The organism is Lysobacter sp. H21R4, assembly GCF_015277535.1.
GTDB classification, from domain to species: domain Bacteria; phylum Pseudomonadota; class Gammaproteobacteria; order Xanthomonadales; family Xanthomonadaceae; genus Novilysobacter; species Novilysobacter ciconiae.
The window spans coordinates 1,844,111-1,860,226 of record NZ_CP063772.1; the positions used below are offsets into that span (position 1 = coordinate 1,844,111).

Annotated in this window: 13 protein-coding genes; 10 read left to right on the forward strand and 3 right to left on the reverse strand. The window is 67.7% G+C overall.

What is annotated here, in order from left to right; genetic code table 11:
• The first annotated feature begins 2 nt into the window (after positions 1–2).
• The 7 genes from INQ40_RS08415 to INQ40_RS08445 all read left to right on the forward strand — a co-directional run bounded on the left by INQ40_RS08415 (position 3) and on the right by INQ40_RS08445 (position 7,948).
• A complete protein-coding gene (locus tag INQ40_RS08415; protein ID WP_194340081.1) occupies positions 3–1,226 on the forward strand; it encodes a glycosyltransferase in 1,224 nt (407 codons plus the stop codon).
• A complete protein-coding gene (locus tag INQ40_RS08420; RefSeq protein WP_194340082.1) occupies positions 1,223–2,398 on the forward strand; it encodes a glycosyltransferase in 1,176 nt (391 codons plus the stop codon). The genes INQ40_RS08415 and INQ40_RS08420 overlap by 4 nt, the downstream gene beginning before the upstream one ends.
• A 127-nt stretch (positions 2,399–2,525) precedes the next feature.
• On the forward strand, positions 2,526–3,749 hold the full coding sequence (locus tag INQ40_RS08425; RefSeq protein ID WP_194340083.1) for an O-antigen ligase family protein: 1,224 nt from the start codon (positions 2,526–2,528) through the stop codon (positions 3,747–3,749).
• Complete coding sequence (locus tag INQ40_RS08430; RefSeq protein ID WP_194340084.1) at positions 3,746–4,783, forward strand: polysaccharide deacetylase family protein; 1,038 nt, start codon at positions 3,746–3,748, stop codon at positions 4,781–4,783. The genes INQ40_RS08425 and INQ40_RS08430 overlap by 4 nt, the downstream gene beginning before the upstream one ends.
• A 2-nt stretch (positions 4,784–4,785) precedes the next feature.
• Positions 4,786–5,538 carry a polysaccharide deacetylase family protein gene (locus INQ40_RS08435; protein WP_194340085.1) on the forward strand — a complete coding sequence of 251 codons (753 nt, stop codon included), beginning with the start codon at positions 4,786–4,788 and terminating at the stop codon, positions 5,536–5,538.
• On the forward strand, positions 5,535–6,695 hold the full coding sequence (locus INQ40_RS08440; protein ID WP_194340086.1) for a glycosyltransferase: 1,161 nt from the start codon (positions 5,535–5,537) through the stop codon (positions 6,693–6,695). The genes INQ40_RS08435 and INQ40_RS08440 overlap by 4 nt, the downstream gene beginning before the upstream one ends.
• Positions 6,662–7,948, forward strand: coding sequence for a glycosyltransferase family 4 protein (locus INQ40_RS08445; RefSeq protein WP_194340087.1), 1,287 nt, complete (start codon positions 6,662–6,664; stop codon positions 7,946–7,948). Before INQ40_RS08440 ends, INQ40_RS08445 begins: the two co-directional genes overlap by 34 nt.
• Here the strand turns inward: INQ40_RS08445 and INQ40_RS08450 are convergent.
• On the reverse strand, positions 7,845–8,726 hold the full coding sequence (locus INQ40_RS08450) for a YdcF family protein (RefSeq protein WP_194340088.1): 882 nt from the start codon (positions 8,724–8,726) through the stop codon (positions 7,845–7,847). The two genes, INQ40_RS08445 and INQ40_RS08450, sit on opposite strands and share 104 nt — an antisense overlap.
• A 110-nt stretch (positions 8,727–8,836) precedes the next feature.
• Between INQ40_RS08450 and INQ40_RS08455 the strand changes: the two genes are divergently transcribed.
• From INQ40_RS08455 to INQ40_RS08465, 3 genes are all read left to right on the forward strand, one after another.
• Positions 8,837–9,427: a DapH/DapD/GlmU-related protein gene (locus tag INQ40_RS08455; protein ID WP_194340089.1), complete on the forward strand. Its 591-nt coding sequence runs from the start codon at positions 8,837–8,839 to the stop codon at positions 9,425–9,427.
• Positions 9,424–11,040 carry a hypothetical protein gene (locus tag INQ40_RS08460; RefSeq protein ID WP_194340090.1) on the forward strand — a complete coding sequence of 539 codons (1,617 nt, stop codon included), beginning with the start codon at positions 9,424–9,426 and terminating at the stop codon, positions 11,038–11,040. Before INQ40_RS08455 ends, INQ40_RS08460 begins: the two co-directional genes overlap by 4 nt.
• Before the next feature lie 229 nt (positions 11,041–11,269).
• Complete coding sequence (locus INQ40_RS08465) at positions 11,270–13,582, forward strand: choice-of-anchor Q domain-containing protein (protein WP_194340091.1); 2,313 nt, start codon at positions 11,270–11,272, stop codon at positions 13,580–13,582.
• Positions 13,583–13,681: 99 nt separating this feature from the next.
• Here the strand turns inward: INQ40_RS08465 and INQ40_RS08470 are convergent, their stop codons facing one another.
• Entirely contained in the window at positions 13,682–15,181 is a 1,500-nt protein-coding gene (locus tag INQ40_RS08470) for an oligosaccharide flippase family protein (RefSeq protein ID WP_194340092.1), read from the reverse strand.
• A 4-nt stretch (positions 15,182–15,185) separates the two neighbouring features.
• Positions 15,186–16,100 carry a glycosyltransferase family A protein gene (locus INQ40_RS08475; RefSeq protein ID WP_194340093.1) on the reverse strand — a complete coding sequence of 305 codons (915 nt, stop codon included), beginning with the start codon at positions 16,098–16,100 and terminating at the stop codon, positions 15,186–15,188.
• Between the last annotated feature and the right edge of the window lie 16 nt (positions 16,101–16,116).

Sequence of the window (16,116 nt, forward strand, 5' to 3'; positions counted from 1 at the left end):
CGATGCCCACAGCCCCCGCCGCTGCCAAGGTCGCGACACGTGTGCCTCCGCCGCTGGTGGCGGCGCGGTCGGCCGATGCGCCAGCGCCATTGCGGCTGCTGTTGCTGACCGACACCTCGATCCTTGCCCCGGGCGGCAGCGAGCGGTTCCTGCGCAACCTCGCAGCCAGGCTGCCGGGTGATCGCTACCGCATAACCATCGTGCAACTGAGCCAGACCGTGCGCGCGTGGTCGGATGTCGCACTGCCGGGTGCGATCGAAAACGTATCGATCCGCTCCCTGCCCATCGCCGCCTGCTACGGCTACAGCGGCCTGCGTGCCCTGCATTGCCTCGCCCAGCTGCTGCAGCGGGAACGTTTTGACATCGTGCAGTCCCAGCACGAGAAATCGGACCTGTTCAACGCCCTGCTGCCCCACCGGGCGGGGGCGATCCACGTGTCCAACCGGCGCGACATGGGCTTCAACAAGACCGCCCGTCTGCGCTGGGTGTCGCGTTTCCTCAACCACCGCTTCAACCGTGTGGTCGCCCCGTCGCAGCAGATCCTGGCCGCGTTGCGCGACAGCGAGGACATCGCGCCCGGGCGGATGGTCTGGATTCCCAACGGCGTCGATACCGAGCGTTTCCGCCCCGCCGCCGACAGCGACCGGGCCGCGGTGCGCGCCTCGCTGGGCCTTGGCCCGGAAACCGTGGCCTTCGGGTGCCTGGCCCGGTTGACGGAAGTGAAGTGCCACGCCGATCTGGTGCAGGCGTTTGCCGTGCTGCGCGAAAGCGTCCCGGACGTGCGCCTTGTCCTGCTCGGGGGGGGTCCGCTGCAACGCGACATCGCCGCCCAGGTCGCGGAACTGGGCCTGGACGGTTGCGTGAGTTTCCTGGGCGATCGACCCGACGTCGAGCAACTGCTGCCGGCGCTGGACGTCTCGGTACTGGCGTCCTCGACCGAAGGCATGTCCAACGCGATCCTGGAATCTATGGCCTGCGGGCTGCCGATGATCGCGACCTCCGTGGGCGGCAACATCCAGCTGGTGCAGGACCAGGCAAGTGGCCTGCTGGTGCCTCCGCGGGATCCGGCCGCACTGGCCGCTGCCATGCTGGTCCTGGCGCGCTCAGCGGCGACCCGCCTGCAGATGGGGGCCTGCGCCCGCCGCCGGGTGGAACGGGAATTTTCGCTCGACGCCATGGTGCATGCCTACGACCGCATGTATGCCAACCTGGCGGGAAGGACGTGAGCCAGCCTTCCACCGGCACGGTGTCCACGTGCGTGCTGCAGTTGCGCTCCAGCGCCGGGCTGTACGGCGCCGACCGGATGGTCTTGGCGCTCAACCACGGGCTGAACCAGGCAGGGCCGTGCGGGGATGCATCGCCGAGCCGGCTGTTGACGATCAACAACTACCGCACGACCCGGCAGCCACTGCACGAGGCCGCGCGGCAGTCCGAGCAGCCGGCCGAGTTGCTGCCCTGCCGCGGCCGGCTGGACCGCGCGACCCTGCGCGCACTCGCCGCCAAGATCGAGACCCACCGCGTGCGGATCCTGCACGCCCACGATTACAAGAGTGCGTTCTACGCCTGGCTCGCTTCGCAGACGCGTGCCGTGGCGCTCGTGGCGACCCTGCATGGACATGTCGACACGTCGCGGTCACTGCGGATCTACAACCGGCTGGAGCTGGCGCTGCTGCGACGCTTCGACGCGCTGGTGGTCGTCGCCGCCGGCCAGATCGCGTCGCTGCGCGCTGCCGGGGTACCGGCTCGCCGGATCCACCACATCGACAACGGCATCGACCTGCCCGACACCGATCCACTGCATGCCGCCGGCACCCGACTGGCGGCGCGCAGCGAGCTGGGGATCGACGACCGGACCTTTCTCTTCGCCGCCGTCGGTCGACTCTCGCCCGAGAAGAACCTGTCCATGCTGCTGGACGCGTTCGCGTCCACGCCCGCTGATCGCGCGCAGTTGCTCCTCATCGGCGATGGACCGGAGCGCGCGGCGCTGCAGGCCCGGATAGGCGCCCTGGGTCTGGCCTCGCGGGTTCGACTGCTCGGGGTCCGCCAGGACATGCAGCGGCTCTACCCGGCCCTTGACTGCCTGGTGCTGCCTTCGCTGACCGAGGGCATGCCGTTGGTGGTGCTGGAAGCAATGGCCCACGGCGTGCCGGTGATCGCCAGCGCGGTCGGTGACGTGCCGCGGCTGCTGTCGCGTTCCGCGCACGGGCGTCTGGTCCAGGCCGGCGACGCCTGCGGTCTGCGCAAAGCCTTGCAGGACGTCGCGGCCGCGCCACCGGCCCGCGACACCAGGGCGAGTGCGTACGTGCGTGCCCACCATTCACGCGAGGCGATGGCAGCCGATTACCTGCGGCTTTACCAGTCACTGCTGGAGCGGCCCGATGTCCGTCGACAGGCCTGACTCCGGATGGGACGCGGGCAGCGAGCGCTTTCCGCTCGCCGCGCGGGCCTTGCGGACGCGGACGGCGCCTGCCCCGGCGACGATAGTGGCGCGGCCCGGAGCGGGAGCGGGAGCGGGAGCCGCGAGCGTGCCCAAGGTCCGCCGCCGCAGCGCCAACAACTGGCTGCTTTACGTCTTTCTGTTCCTGCTGCCGTTGCAGAACCTGCAGACCGGCTACATGCCCAACCTGGGCGGCGGCCTGAACTTCCTCAACATCATGACCGCGGCCAGCCTGGCCGGCGCGCTGGCCATCGGCGGACGCCTGGCGCCCGGCGAGCCGGTCAACCGCTGGGTGCTGGCCTACGTCCTGTACGCGGTCGTCTCGCTGTTTGTCGGCTACCAGTACGTGACCGACAGCGCTGACCACCTGGCCATACTCAAGGACCACGTGCTCGGCCTGGCGGTCGTGTTCCTCGTGCAGATGAGCGTCCATGACTGGACCACCGTGCGCCGGGTGATCCTCGCCACCGTGTTGCCGCTGCCCTACATCGCGCGGGTGACCTGGGCCCAGCACACCAGCGTGGCCAGCTGGCACTACTCCGACGACCTGCGCATCAGCGGTACGTTTTCGCTGCTGGGCGCGAACGAGTTCGCTGCGTTCTGCGTCACCGTCGGCGTGGTCCTGTTCGCCCTGCTCATCTCGGCCCGCCTGTCGTGGCGCTGGCGGCTCTTGCTCGGCGTCGGCATGGCCTGCACGGTCATGGGGGTGCTGTATGCATACTCGCGGACCGGCTACATCAGCCTGATCCTGGGGCTGGTCGCGGTCATCCTGGTCTGGCGCGGCCGCTGGAAGCTGTTGCTTCCGCTGCTGCTCGCCGCGGCACTACTGCCGGGGCTGCTGCCCTATTCGGTGGTGGAGCGGTTTGACAGCACGAACGTCGATGCCGGGGAGCGCGACGAGAGTACCGAGCTGCGCTTCGTCTACTGGCAAGTGGCGTGGGACAACTTCACCCGCCACCCGATCGTGGGAACGGGCTTCCAGAGCTTCCACCACCCCGAGATCAACCCCTACCGCAAGGACACCCACAACCTCTACCTGCGCACCCTCACCGAGGGCGGCGTGATCGGCGCCCTTGTGCTGCTGGGCCTGCTGCTGGCGATACTGCGCACGGCGCTGCGCGAAATGGCCCACTCGCGCAGCGGCACGCTTCGCTACGCGCTCGCACTGGGCGTCACCGGCGCGTGGATCGGCCTGATCTGCGGCAACCTGTTCGGCGACCGCTTCACCTATTACCCGATGGCCGCCTACTTCTGGGCCTATGTGGCGCTGGTGGTCAAGGCGCGCCACCTGCCGGCGGAGGAAGCGCCGTGACCCGCCGGGCCATCACCCGGTGGTTGACCTACCTGGTGGCGGTCGCCAGCCACTACAGCGGCGTCGACCGCCTGTACCGCGCGTTCGCAGGCGGCGGGCTGGTCGTGCTGATGCTGCACCGCGTGCGTGACGAACCGGATCCGTACCCGTTGAGCATCACCCCGGCCAGTCTGCGCCAACTGGTCGGCTGGATCCGGCGCGAAGGCTCACTGACCAGCCTGGACGATGGCCTGCGCAGCCTGCACGAGCCGCGTGGCGCCGGTACCGCGTATGCCCTCACCTTTGACGATGGCTACCGGGACAATCTTCGCCTGACCGAGGCCGATCTTGCCGGGGTGCCCGCCCTGGTGTACTTGGCGACCGGCCATGTCGGCGGCGACCCGATCTGGGCCTACCGGCTGATCCACGCGATCGTGGCGCGACGTCATGACCAGCTCAATGCCGCGGAGTTGGGGGTCGGCCAGTTCGACCTGGCCGACCCGCTGGACCGGCAGCGAGCGTACGAGTTGCTGCCAGCGCGACTGAAGCAGCTGAGCCCGACGGAGCTGGAGGACTGGATGGAGCGGATCGGGCAACAGCTGCAGCCCGCGCGCCCCGCGCCGGAACGCCGCGAGATGCTCGACTGGAACGACGTCCGCAAACTGGCCAGCCGTGGCATCGGGATCGGCGGCCACACCCGGGGCCACGTGATGTTGAGCCAGGTGGATGAGAAAACCGCGCGCGAGGAAATCCGCGGATCGTGCGAGCACATCCGGCGCGAACTGGGCAGCGCGCCGCGCCACTTCGCCTACCCCAACGGCACCAGCGAGGACTTCGGCGACCGCGACGCGAGGCTGGTGCGCGAAGCCGGCTTTGCCAGTGCGGCGACCACGATCGAGGGCGTCAACCGCTTCGGCACCGACCCCTACCGGCTGCGCCGCTACAACGTCTACGAGCACCGCTACCGCTCGCCCTCGGGCCGACTGTCGAAGGCGCTGTTCATGAGTGACACCAGCGGCCTGCTGAGCTGGTTCAAAACCCGGATGAGGGCCTGATCATGTTGCCGATCCTGATGTACCACGGCCTGCATCCGGACCCGGCGGCACGGGGACGCTTCGATCCGGTTTACAGCGTCCGCCCGGCTGACTTCGCCCGCCAGCTGGACTGGCTCCTCGAACGCGGCTACCGGGCGACGCGGCTGGATGACCTGGACCCCGACACTGCCGGGCAGGTGGTCATCACCTTTGACGACGGCGACGTGTCCAACCTGGAGGTCGCATTGCCGCTGCTGCGCGAGCGCGGCATGTGCGCGGACGTCCTGATCACCTCCGGCTTCCTCGGCCAGCAGGGGATGTTGACCGCCGCGGACGTTCGCGCGCTGGCGGACGCGGGAATGGGCATCGGCTCGCACGGTCGCAGCCACGCGTTCCTGGACGACCTCGACGAGGTACGCGTGATCGGCGAGCTGCGCGAGAGCCGCGAGCGGCTGCAAGAGCTCAGCGGCCAGCGCGTCGACACCATCGCGCTGCCCGGCGGTCGCGGAGGCGCCCGCGAACGGCGGATCGCCATGGAGCTGGGCTACCGCTACCTGTTGGGTTCCGTGCCCGGTGCCAACCGCCGGCTGCCGCACGGGCGATGGTGGCAACGCATTGCGGTGACGCGCTCGCTGTCACTGGCGCAGTTCTCCAGCCTCGTCGCGTGGCGCGGCGCGTACCCGCAACTGACCCGCGCCCGCCATCTGGCGCTGGGCCTGCCCAAGCTGGTGCTGGGCAATGACGGCTACGAGCGCGTCCGCGCGAGGCTCCTGTGAGCGCCGCGCTGGTCTTCTGGCTGTGTATCGGCCTCACCGCGTATGCGTATGCGGGATACCCGCTGCTGGCCGCGGCGCTCGCGCGCTGGATCGGACGCAGCCCTGCCGGCAGCGCGCACGAACCGATGGCCGAAGACTGCTGGCCATCGCTGACCGTGGTGGTTGCCGCCCATAACGAAGAGCAGCGGATTGCCCGGCGCGTGCGCGACATCCTGCGCCAGGATTATCCGGGGGACCGGATCCGTGTGCGCGTGGTCGATGACGGCAGTACCGATGCAACCGCGCTCGCCGCCGCCATCGGCGACGCCCGGGTGTGCGTACAGTCACTGCCGCGCCACCTCGGCAAGGCCGCGGCCCTGAATGCGGGCATGGCCGACAGGGATGAGATGGGCGGCGGGCTGGTCGTGTTCACCGACGCGCGGCAGCGCTTCGCCCCCGGCGCCCTGCGCCATCTGGTGGCGCCGTTTGCCGATGCGTCGGTTGGTGCGGTCAGCGGCGAACTGGTTATCCAACGCGAGGGGGCCGGCGCCGGCGCGGAGGGGCTTGGCCTGTACTGGCGGATGGAAAAAGCCCTGCGTTTCCACGAGGCGCGCCTTGGCTGGCTGCACGGCGTCAGTGGCGCCATCCACGCGATCAGGCCCGCCCTGTTCCAGCCGCTTCCCCCGGGTACGGTGCTGGATGACATGTGGCTCCCCCTGCACGTCCGCCTGCACGGGCACCGGGTGTGGATGGCGCGTCGGGCACTCGCACTGGACACGCCCAGCGCCGACGCGCGGGAGGAGTTCGCGCGCAAGCTGCGCACGCTGGCGGGCAACTGGCAGCTGCTCGCGCGGATGCCGGTGTTGATGCATCCCTTGCGTAATCCCGTTTTCCTGGCGTGGTTCTCGCACAAGTTCCTGCGCCTGCTCGTCCCATGGGCGCTGCTGGTCGCGCTGGTGGCCTCCGCGGTCGCGGGCGGAGCGCTCTACCGGAGCCTGTTCGCGCTGCAGGTGCTGGGCTATCTCTGGGCCGCGATCGGCCTGCGCCTACCCGCGCTGGCCGCCCGCGTTCCGCTGCTGCCGGCGGCGGGCACCTTCCTGATGCTCAACCTGGCCGCCCTGCTGGCGCTGCCCGCGTTCGTGGCATGGCAGCCATCGCAGCTGTGGAAGCGGCACTGATGGCGCGGCTGCTGGTCCTCACCACCCGCCTGCCCTACCCGCCAACGGAGGGGCACCAACTGCGCTCATGGCACCTGCTCAAGGCGCTGGCGTCGCGCCATGAAGTGACCCTGATGAGCTTCCTGCGCCGCGACGACGAGCCCGCCCAGGCCGGCCCGCTGCGCGACATCCTCGCAGCGCTGGAGACATTCCCGATTCCAGGCGAGCGCTCCCCGATCGCCCTCGGGCGCGCGCTGCTTGCGGGCACGCTGACACGCACGCCGTATCTGGCGGCCCGGTACGCCTCGGCGGAGTTCCGCAAGCGGCTGCGTGAGCGCGCCGGGCAGGCCGATCTGGTCCACGTCGACATGCTGCCGCTGATGGCCCACGCCGATTGCGTGCCAGACGGCATCCCGCTGGTGATGAACGCCCACAATGTCGAGCATCGGTTGCTGCGGATCCGCGCAGGCATCGAACGACGTACCTTTGCGCGCGCCTTCCTGCGCCGCCAGCTGAACCGGCTGCACGACTTCGAACAGGCCGCCTGTCGGCGCGCAGACGCGATACTCGCATGCTCGGACGACGACGCCGAAACGCTGCGCGCACTCGCACCCGGCGCGCGCGTCCAACTGGTTCCCAACGGCGTGGACGTGCAGCTCAATCAGCCCGCCGCCACGCAGGCGTCCGGCAACCGACTGGTATTCGTCGGACAGATGGGCTGGTTTCCCAACCGCGACGGGGTCGAATGGTTCCTGGCCGACATATTCCCGCGCATCCTCGCGATGCGACCCGACACGCAGTTCGTGCTGGTCGGCAAGTCGGCCGGGCTGGAGGTTCCGGTCCGCGTTGCCGCCAACGTCCATCTGCCCGGCTTCGTGTCCGACCTGCGTCCGCTGGTCCACGACGCCGCGGTGTATGTGGTGCCGCTGCGGGCCGGCAGCGGTACGCGCCTCAAGGTGCTCGAGGCCATGGCACTGGGCAAGGCCATCGTCACTACGCGCATCGGCAGCGAAGGCATCTTCCTGCAACCCGGCGATGACGCGCTGTTTGCCGACGAGCCGCAGGCGTTTGCCGATGCGGTGCTGGAACTCCTGGCGGATCCGGCCCGCGCCCATGCACTCGGTCTGGCGGCGCGCCGCTGCGCGCAGTCGCACTACGGCTGGGAAGGCATCAGCCGCACGGCGCTGGTCTTCTACGACACCTTGCTGGAGGACGCCCCTTCTGGAGCACACCTTGCCGAAGCCCGGGGGCTGCCGATACACGCGGTGGCGTGACTACGCCCGCCTGCCCTGCAGGGACCGCAGGAACGAGCCCATTGGCGCGGTAGCGGTACAGCACCTGGCCGAGCAGCTCGTAGATCGCCATCTCCGAGCGCCGCAAGCCGGAGCGTTGTGGCAGGTAATAGCCCAGGCCTCCGGGGCCCTGGTAGTCGCTGTCGCTGGGCTGGCCGCAGGCCTGGAACCCGGCGGCCTGGAACGCGATCAACGAGCGCGGCAGGTGCAGCGCGGAGCTCACCACCCGCACGCGCCCGCCGATCATCGAGCGCAGCGCAAATGCGCTCTCCCAGGTCGTGGTGGACCCGTCCTCGGCGTGAAGCGTGGCGGGGGCGACGCCCCAATCGCGTGCCAGCGCCGACAGCACCGCCGACTCCTTGAGCACGAAGGGGCCGCCTCCGGCGATATACAACGGCGCTTCGGGCATGCTCCGCGACAGCAGGACCGCCGCTCGAAGGCGCCGCCAACTCTTCGTGGACAGCGCAACATACGGGTCATCCGACGCCGGGTCGGTCTCGAATCCGGCCGACATCAGCACGATCGGCACGGTCTCCGGCCAGTCCACCGCAGCGGACGCACAGTCCATGCCTGCCGGGATTTCGGACTCCACGTGGCGGATCAGCGCGTTGCCGCCCCAAGGGGTCAGCAAGACCATTGCCAGCACCCACACGCCGATCCCAACGGCCCGACCGCGCCGTCCCAGCCTGGTCCACACCAGTAGCAGGCCGCCAGCGATCAGCAGCACCCAGCTCAGCGGCGAATACAGGAGGTAGGTCATCGCAGCCGCTTCATGGTTTGGCCGGTGCTTGACGCCCAGTGCGTAATAGCAAGGGTATCCCAGTGCCGGAACCTCCGGTCGACCGCCCGAGCCAACGTCAGGTGACGCCGTTGTTCGAATTGCTTTCACAGGACCTGCGTCGTTATTACCGGGCGGAGAGCGCCGAAGGACGCCGTGCCGCAGCGTTTCATGCTTGTCTCACCTACGGATTCATCGCCACCTGCCTGTACCGGTACGGACGCTGGGCAAAGTCGATCAGGCCGCGCTGGCTGTCGCTCCCGTTCAAGCTGGTTTACCGGGTGCTCAAGGTGCCGATGGAACTGGTGTTCGGGATCGACATCTCGGTTAATTCCAACATCGGGCCGGGGCTGTACATTGGCCATTTTGGCGGCATCTTCCTTGTCTGCGACGCGGGGGCCAACCTCAGCGTGTCCCAAGGCGTCACCATCGGCTACAAGGGCGCGGGGAAATCCGACCGCTGGCCGCGGATCGGCGACAACGTCTATATCGGCGCCGGGGCGAAGGTGATTGGCGACATCAGCATCGGCGACGGAGTCGTGATCGGCGCCAATACAGCGGTGACCAAGGATGTGCCGGCGCACATGCGCGTGGTCGGCGCCGCGGTACGCATGACTTCGTTGCCCGACGCCGGTGAGAAAAGGCGCAGAACCCAACCTGTCGCGGTGGAATCGCCTCCGTGAGCGCGACCTGGCGGCGGCACCGGTCAAGCGCCGGCGAACGCGGTCGCCATCGCCCATGCACGGCACTCCGCACGGCGACGTGGCTGCTGGCTACCGCAGCCATCGGCTCAGCCCAGGCTGCCACCACCTACTACGTACGAACCGACGGCGGCACGGCCGCCCAGTGCACCGGCAAGGCGGATGCCCGCTACTCCGGCTCCGGTACCAACCAGGCCTGTGCCTGGAAACACCCCTACTACGCGCTGCCGCCCAACGAGACCGCGCGCATCGCCGGTGGCGACACGCTGATCATCGGTTCTGGCAGCTACATGATCGGCTGGGGCGCACCCGGCGCAGCCGACACCAGCGGCCGCTGCTACTCCGCCTGGGCCTACGACTGCTTCATGGCGCCCGTCCCCAGCGGGCCCTCGGCCAATGCCAGGACCCGCATCCTGGGCCAGGACGCCAAGAACCCGCCCAAGCTGTGGGGCAACGAGCGGGTGAGCATGGTCCTCAACCTGCACGGCAGCTCCAACGTGGAGATCGGCAACCTGGAGATCACCGACCAGAGCGATTGCGTGGAAAACCACAGCAATGCGGGTGCGCGCTGCGAGCGCGATCAGGCGCCCTTCGGTCCGTGGGCCTCCACCGGACTGGCCGCCTCCAATTCGCGCAATGTCTGGCTGCACGACCTCAACATCCACGGCCTGGCCCACACCGGCATCCGTGCCGGCGGCCTGACCGACTGGACCGTGGAGCGGGTCAAGATCAACGCCAATGGCTGGGTTGGCTGGGACGGTGACATCGGTCCGGCCAGCTCCAACGCCGGCCAGATCATCCTGCGCGAGGTGGAGATCGCCTGGAACGGCTGCGGCGAGCGCTGGAAGACCGGCGAGCCGTGGGCGTGCTGGGCGCAGGAAGGCGGCGGCTACGGCGACGGCCTGGGAACGGCCAAGACCGGCGGGCAGTGGCTGATTGAGGACTCCTTCATCCACCACAACACCTCCGATGGCCTGGACCTGCTCTACATGGACGGCGCCCCGGGCACCTCGGTCACCGTCCGCCGCGTGTACGCCACCTCCAACGCCGGCAACCAGCTCAAGGTGCAGGGCAACACGCTCATCGAGAACTCGGTGGTCAACGGCTACTGCTCCTACTTCGCCGGCAAGCACTTCATGCTCAACGGCGACCAGTGCCGCGCGCTGGGCAACACCGTGTCGGTGGGACTGCAGCCGGGTCAAAGTGCCACCATCCGCCACAACACCATCGTCGGTGAAGGCGACTGCCTGATCCTGACCGGCGGCGGCACCCCCACCACCAAGCTGGACATCCTCAACAACGTCCTGGTCGGCAAGCCGGACTACCTGGCCACCCGCAGCGGCTGGCCGGAGCAGACGTGTGCCTACTACGCCGATGGGGGCCGCCCCACCCTGCACTTTGCCGACAACTTCGTCTGGCAGACCAAGGGTTGCCCGTCCGGCAACGTCTGCGGTGAAAATCCCGGACTGACGGACAGCACGTTGGCGGATTTCGATCCCCGACCGCTGCCTGGCAGCCCGGTCATGCACAGGGCCGGCCCACGAGCGTCCGGCAAGCACTTTGACGAGTACATCCAGATGGGCCGGAATCGTTAAGGTATTGTTTATACTGGGTTTTTGGAACCCCCAGTCGTGATCTTCGTGTGACGGGCGTCACGCGACATCCGACCAAACTGTGACGCAATGGACAATTTGCGTCAGTCAAATGTCAATAATCCCCGGGCGGACAACAAGGATGAGTCCCACTTCATCCATTTGCCCGGAACCCCAGATGTCCTCAAGACTTCCCCCGACCCGTCGCGGGGCGCGAGCATTGCTTAAACCAATGTTTCCGCTCCTGCTTTCCCTGGCCGCCATCGGCTCAGCCCAGGCTGCCACCACCTACTACGTACGAACCGACGGCGGCACGGCCGCCCAGTGCACCGGCAAGGCCGATGCCCGCTACTCCGGCTCCGGTACCAACCAGGCCTGTGCCTGGAAACACCCCTACTACGCGCTGCCGCCCAACGAGACCGCGCGCATCGCCGGTGGCGACACGCTGATCATCGGTTCTGGCAGCTACATGATCGGCTGGGGCGCACCCGGCGCAGCCGACACCAGCGGCCGCTGCTACTCCGCCTGGGCCTACGACTGCTTCATGGCGCCCGTCCCCAGCGGGCCCTCGGCCAATGCCAGGACCCGCATCCTGGGCCAGGACGCCAAGAACCCGCCCAAGCTGTGGGGCAACGAGCGGGTGAGCATGGTCCTCAACCTGCACGGCAGCTCCAACGTGGAGATCGGCAACCTGGAGATCACCGACCAGAGCGATTGCGTGGAAAACCACAGCAATGCGGGTGCGCGCTGCGAGCGCGATCAGGCGCCCTTCGGTCCGTGGGCCTCCACCGGACTGGCCGCCTCCAATTCGCGCAATGTCTGGCTGCACGACCTCAACATCCACGGCCTGGCCCACACCGGCATCCGTGCCGGCGGCCTGACCGACTGGACCGTGGAGCGGGTCAAGATCAACGCCAATGGCTGGGTTGGCTGGGACGGTGACATCGGTCCGGCCAGCTCCAACGCCGGCCAGATCATCCTGCGCGAGGTGGAGATCGCCTGGAACGGCTGCGGCGAGCGCTGGAAGACCGGCGAGCCGTGGGCGTGCTGGGCGCAGGAAGGCGGCGGCTACGGCGACGGCCTGGGAACGGCCAAGACCGGCGGGCAGTGGCTGATTGAGGACTCCTTCATCCACCACAACACCTCCGATGGCCTGGACCTGCTCTACATGGACGGCGCCCCGGGCACTTCGGTCACCGTCCGCCGCGTGTACGCCACCTCCAACGCCGGCAACCAGCTCAAGGTGCAGGGCAACACGCTCATCGAGAACTCGGTGGTCAACGGCTACTGCTCCTACTTCGCCGGCAAGCACTTCATGCTCAACGGCGACCAGTGCCGCGCGCTGGGCAACACCGTGTCGGTGGGACTGCAGCCGGGTCAAAGTGCCACCATCCGCCACAACACCATCGTCGGTGAAGGCGACTGCCTGATCCTGACCGGCGGCGGCACCCCCACCACCAAGCTGGACATCCTCAACAACGTCCTGGTCGGCAAGCCGGACTACCTGGCCACCCGCAGCGGCTGGCCGGAGCAGACGTGCGCCTACTACGCCGATGGGGGCAACGCGGTACCCAACTTCGCCGGCAACCTGGTCTGGCAGACCAAGAGCCAGTGTCCGCCGGGAAGCATCTGCGACAAGGACCCGAAGCTGACCAACAGCAGCATGGCCAACTTCGATCCCCTGCCGCTGGCCGGCAGCCCGGTCATCGACAAGGCGATTGCGATCAGCGGATTCAACACCGACTTCCTGCTGCAGAAGCGCCCGGTGGGCGCGGGTTCGGATATCGGTGCCATTGAAGTACAGAGCGGCGGAGGTTCCACGCCACCGGTAAACCCACCGGTCACGCCGCCGGTAACCCCGCCCGTCACCCCGCCGGCAAACTGCCAGCGGGCGGCGCCCACGGTCACCCTGGCCGGTCCCAGCAGCGCCATGAAGGCGGGCACCAAAGCGGACTACACGCTCTCGGTACGCAACAACGACACCAGTGTCTGCGCCAGCACCAGCTTCAAGTTGGCCAGGACGGTGGCGTCGTTATGGAACGCGACGCTCGCCTCCTCGTTGGCGATCGCACCGGGCAAGACCGCTACGACGACCTTGGTGGTGACCTCGCCGACGGCCGCCAAGGCCGGCAGCTACGGCATTGGCGCGGGCGTCAGCAGCGCGGTGGGTCAGGCGCACACTGCCAGTGCGTCCGCGACCTACACCGTCGCCGCGGCGAGTGTTCCCACGCCGCCGGTCGCCGGCAGCTTCACGCAGAGCGTCACGGTGGACAAGGCCGTCTACAACCGCGGCGATCGCGTGACGATGACCGCGCGGGTGCTCAAAGGATCGACTCCGGTCAGGGGGGCACGCGTGATCTTCAACGTGACCCGGCCCAATGGTCGAATCGCCAAGGTGGCCGCCCTCACGTCGGCCAGCGGGTACGCCAACGGGCGCTTGAGCCTGGGCCGGGCCGCCTCCGACGTCGGCAGCTACAGTGTTCGCTCCGACGCCACCAGCCAGCGGGAGACGGTCTCGGCATACGCCAACTTCGCTGCCCAGTGAGGCATCGAAGATCGGATTGAGACAATGATGGGCGCTCCTCAGGGGGCGCCCATTTTTCATGGAGCGGCAGGTCGATCCGCTGAATTCCAGGCGACCGTTTCAAAGGGCCTGACCGCGGGACGGCAGCGCACCGGAGATCCATCGGCGCAAGCCGGGGAACATGACCAGCACGGGCGCGCAGTACAGCACCATCAGCACGGATCCGCACACCGCCAGCCTGAGCACGGGCGGCTGTGCACCCATCGCCTGCGCCAGCGCCCACGCCGCCGTCCCGCTGGCGAGTGCCAGCGCTACCGACTGCAACAGCACCCTTCGGCCAGGCATGACGCGCAGATCTGCCGGGCAGGTGACGTAGATGCCGACTGCGAGAACGACCTGTCCGATCATGGTGGCGTAGACCGTTCCCATGACGCCCGAACCGGGTATCAGCAGGAAGTTCATGCCGATCTTGACGGTGACCGCGACCAGATTCGCGATCAGTACCAGCCCGGTGCGCTTTGCGAGGATGGCCCCATAGCCACCCATGGCAAACAGCGTCGCGCCGAGAAAGGTCACCGAAAGCATCACGAAAACGGGGGCAGAGCCTTGCTTGTCCGATCCAGCCACCAGGATGAAGAAATCCTGCCCGGTCACGATCAGCGCGGTGACCAGAAGTACCACCGCGTGCGTCAGCGGAACCAGCATGCGCTGCTTGAACTGTGCAACCGCTTGCGCACCCTCGCTGATGTACAGGCGGTTCAATACCGGCGTATAGGCCTGGCCCAGGGCTGAACTGACCAGCATGCTGACGTACATCGCCAGCGATGAACCGATGACGTACAGACCCACCACCTCCATGTCGCCCTGCACGGCCTTCAGCACCAGGCGATCGACGAACCCGAACAGGATCTGGGAGATTTCATTGAGCGCCAGCGGAATGCCGTAGATGATCGCCGACCGGGTCAGTTTGAAGTCCACGTCCTTCAGGCTGAACGCGGTCTGCTGCCATAACCAGCGGCCCATCCATACCGCCATGACGGCCGCGGCAAGCAGCCGGCCCAGATACACCGACGTGGCGCTCGGCCACAGCATCAGGACCAGGGTGACCACGCACAGGGTCTGCAACCAGCGTGCGGCGGTTCCGGTGATGACGTTGACGCCGGATTTCTCCTGCGCGCCCATCAGCCACTGCACGTAGCTGGCGAATACGGTGAATGGAACGGCGGCAAGCGCGAGCAATGCAGCAACGCCCTGCGGTACCCAGCCAAGCGCGACGGACACGGCCAGTCCGAGCATGAGCACCAGCCACATCGCCAGCGAGGCCAGCAACGGCACCAGCAGGATGCTGGCCAGGTACGTCCGGAACGCGGCCTCCCCTTGGCCGTGTGGATAGAAACGCAGCAGTGCATCGCCCAGGCCGAGCTTCAACGCCGCCGCAAGTACCAGCAGGATCGCATCGAGATATCCGATGACCCCAAACTCGTAATTGCTCAGTGTCCGGGTCAGTATCGGGAAGGAAAGCAGGCCGGCTGCCAACGCCATCACGTTGCCCATCGCGTAGCGACGGTAATGGGTGCCGATGCCTTCCAGGCCTGTCGAGCGCTGTGGTCCCCGCGTCATCGAACTAGCCGCTGGTGTCCAGCGCACCGCGGACGATGGCTCCGATCGATGATTTCAACGGCCGCAACCGCGGATACGCGAGGAATCCCCTGCTCCACTGCACAGCGCCTTCGCGGATCCGCAGCTCGCGGAAGAGCCGGTTCGCAAACTCGATGTGATAGTCGCCCAGCCTGGCGCGGACCTTGTCGGGATGCTGCCGGGCGATGTCGGGATTGCGTGCGATGAAGGCACGCAACGTCGCCAGGTCGGTTCGCGCATCGAGGGAGTAATCGATGCGGCTGAGGCTACCGGGCCGTACCACCCGATAGGTAAGCCGTTCGGCGATGAAGTCGAATTCGTAGTGCTCGCTGATGCGCAGGAAAAACTCGTAATCCTCCCCGACCGCCAGGGCTTCATCAAAATCCCCACATCGCTCAATGCAGCTCCGCCGGATCATCACGGCGGTCGGCATCAAGAACTGGTCCAGATAAAGGGCAAGGCGTACATCGCCGCGATGCAGGCCCATCGTGCGCGGGTAGCCAATCAGTTCGCTGCCGTCCTCATCCACAAACACCGCGTCGCAGTACACGAGGCCGCACGACGGCCGGCTTTCCAGCAGCGCGGCCTGGCGGCTCAGCTTGGACGGCGCCCAATAGTCGTCATCGTCGAGAAACGCAAAAAACTCGCCCCGGGCAATGCGCATTCCATAGTTGCGCGCCGAGGCTGGCCCGGCGTTGGTCTGGTGCCGCAGCACAATCTGCCGTGGGTATTGCGCTGCCAGTTCCTCAAGGACGGCACGCGAATCGTTGTTCGAGCCGTCGTCGATGATGACGATCTCGATGTCGGCTGCCGGATGGTCCTGGGCCAATACCGACTCGACCGCCCGGCCGATCCGCGCTCCCCCGTTGTGGGTCGGAATAATCACGCTGATCACGTTCATCGCCCCTCGATCGTCG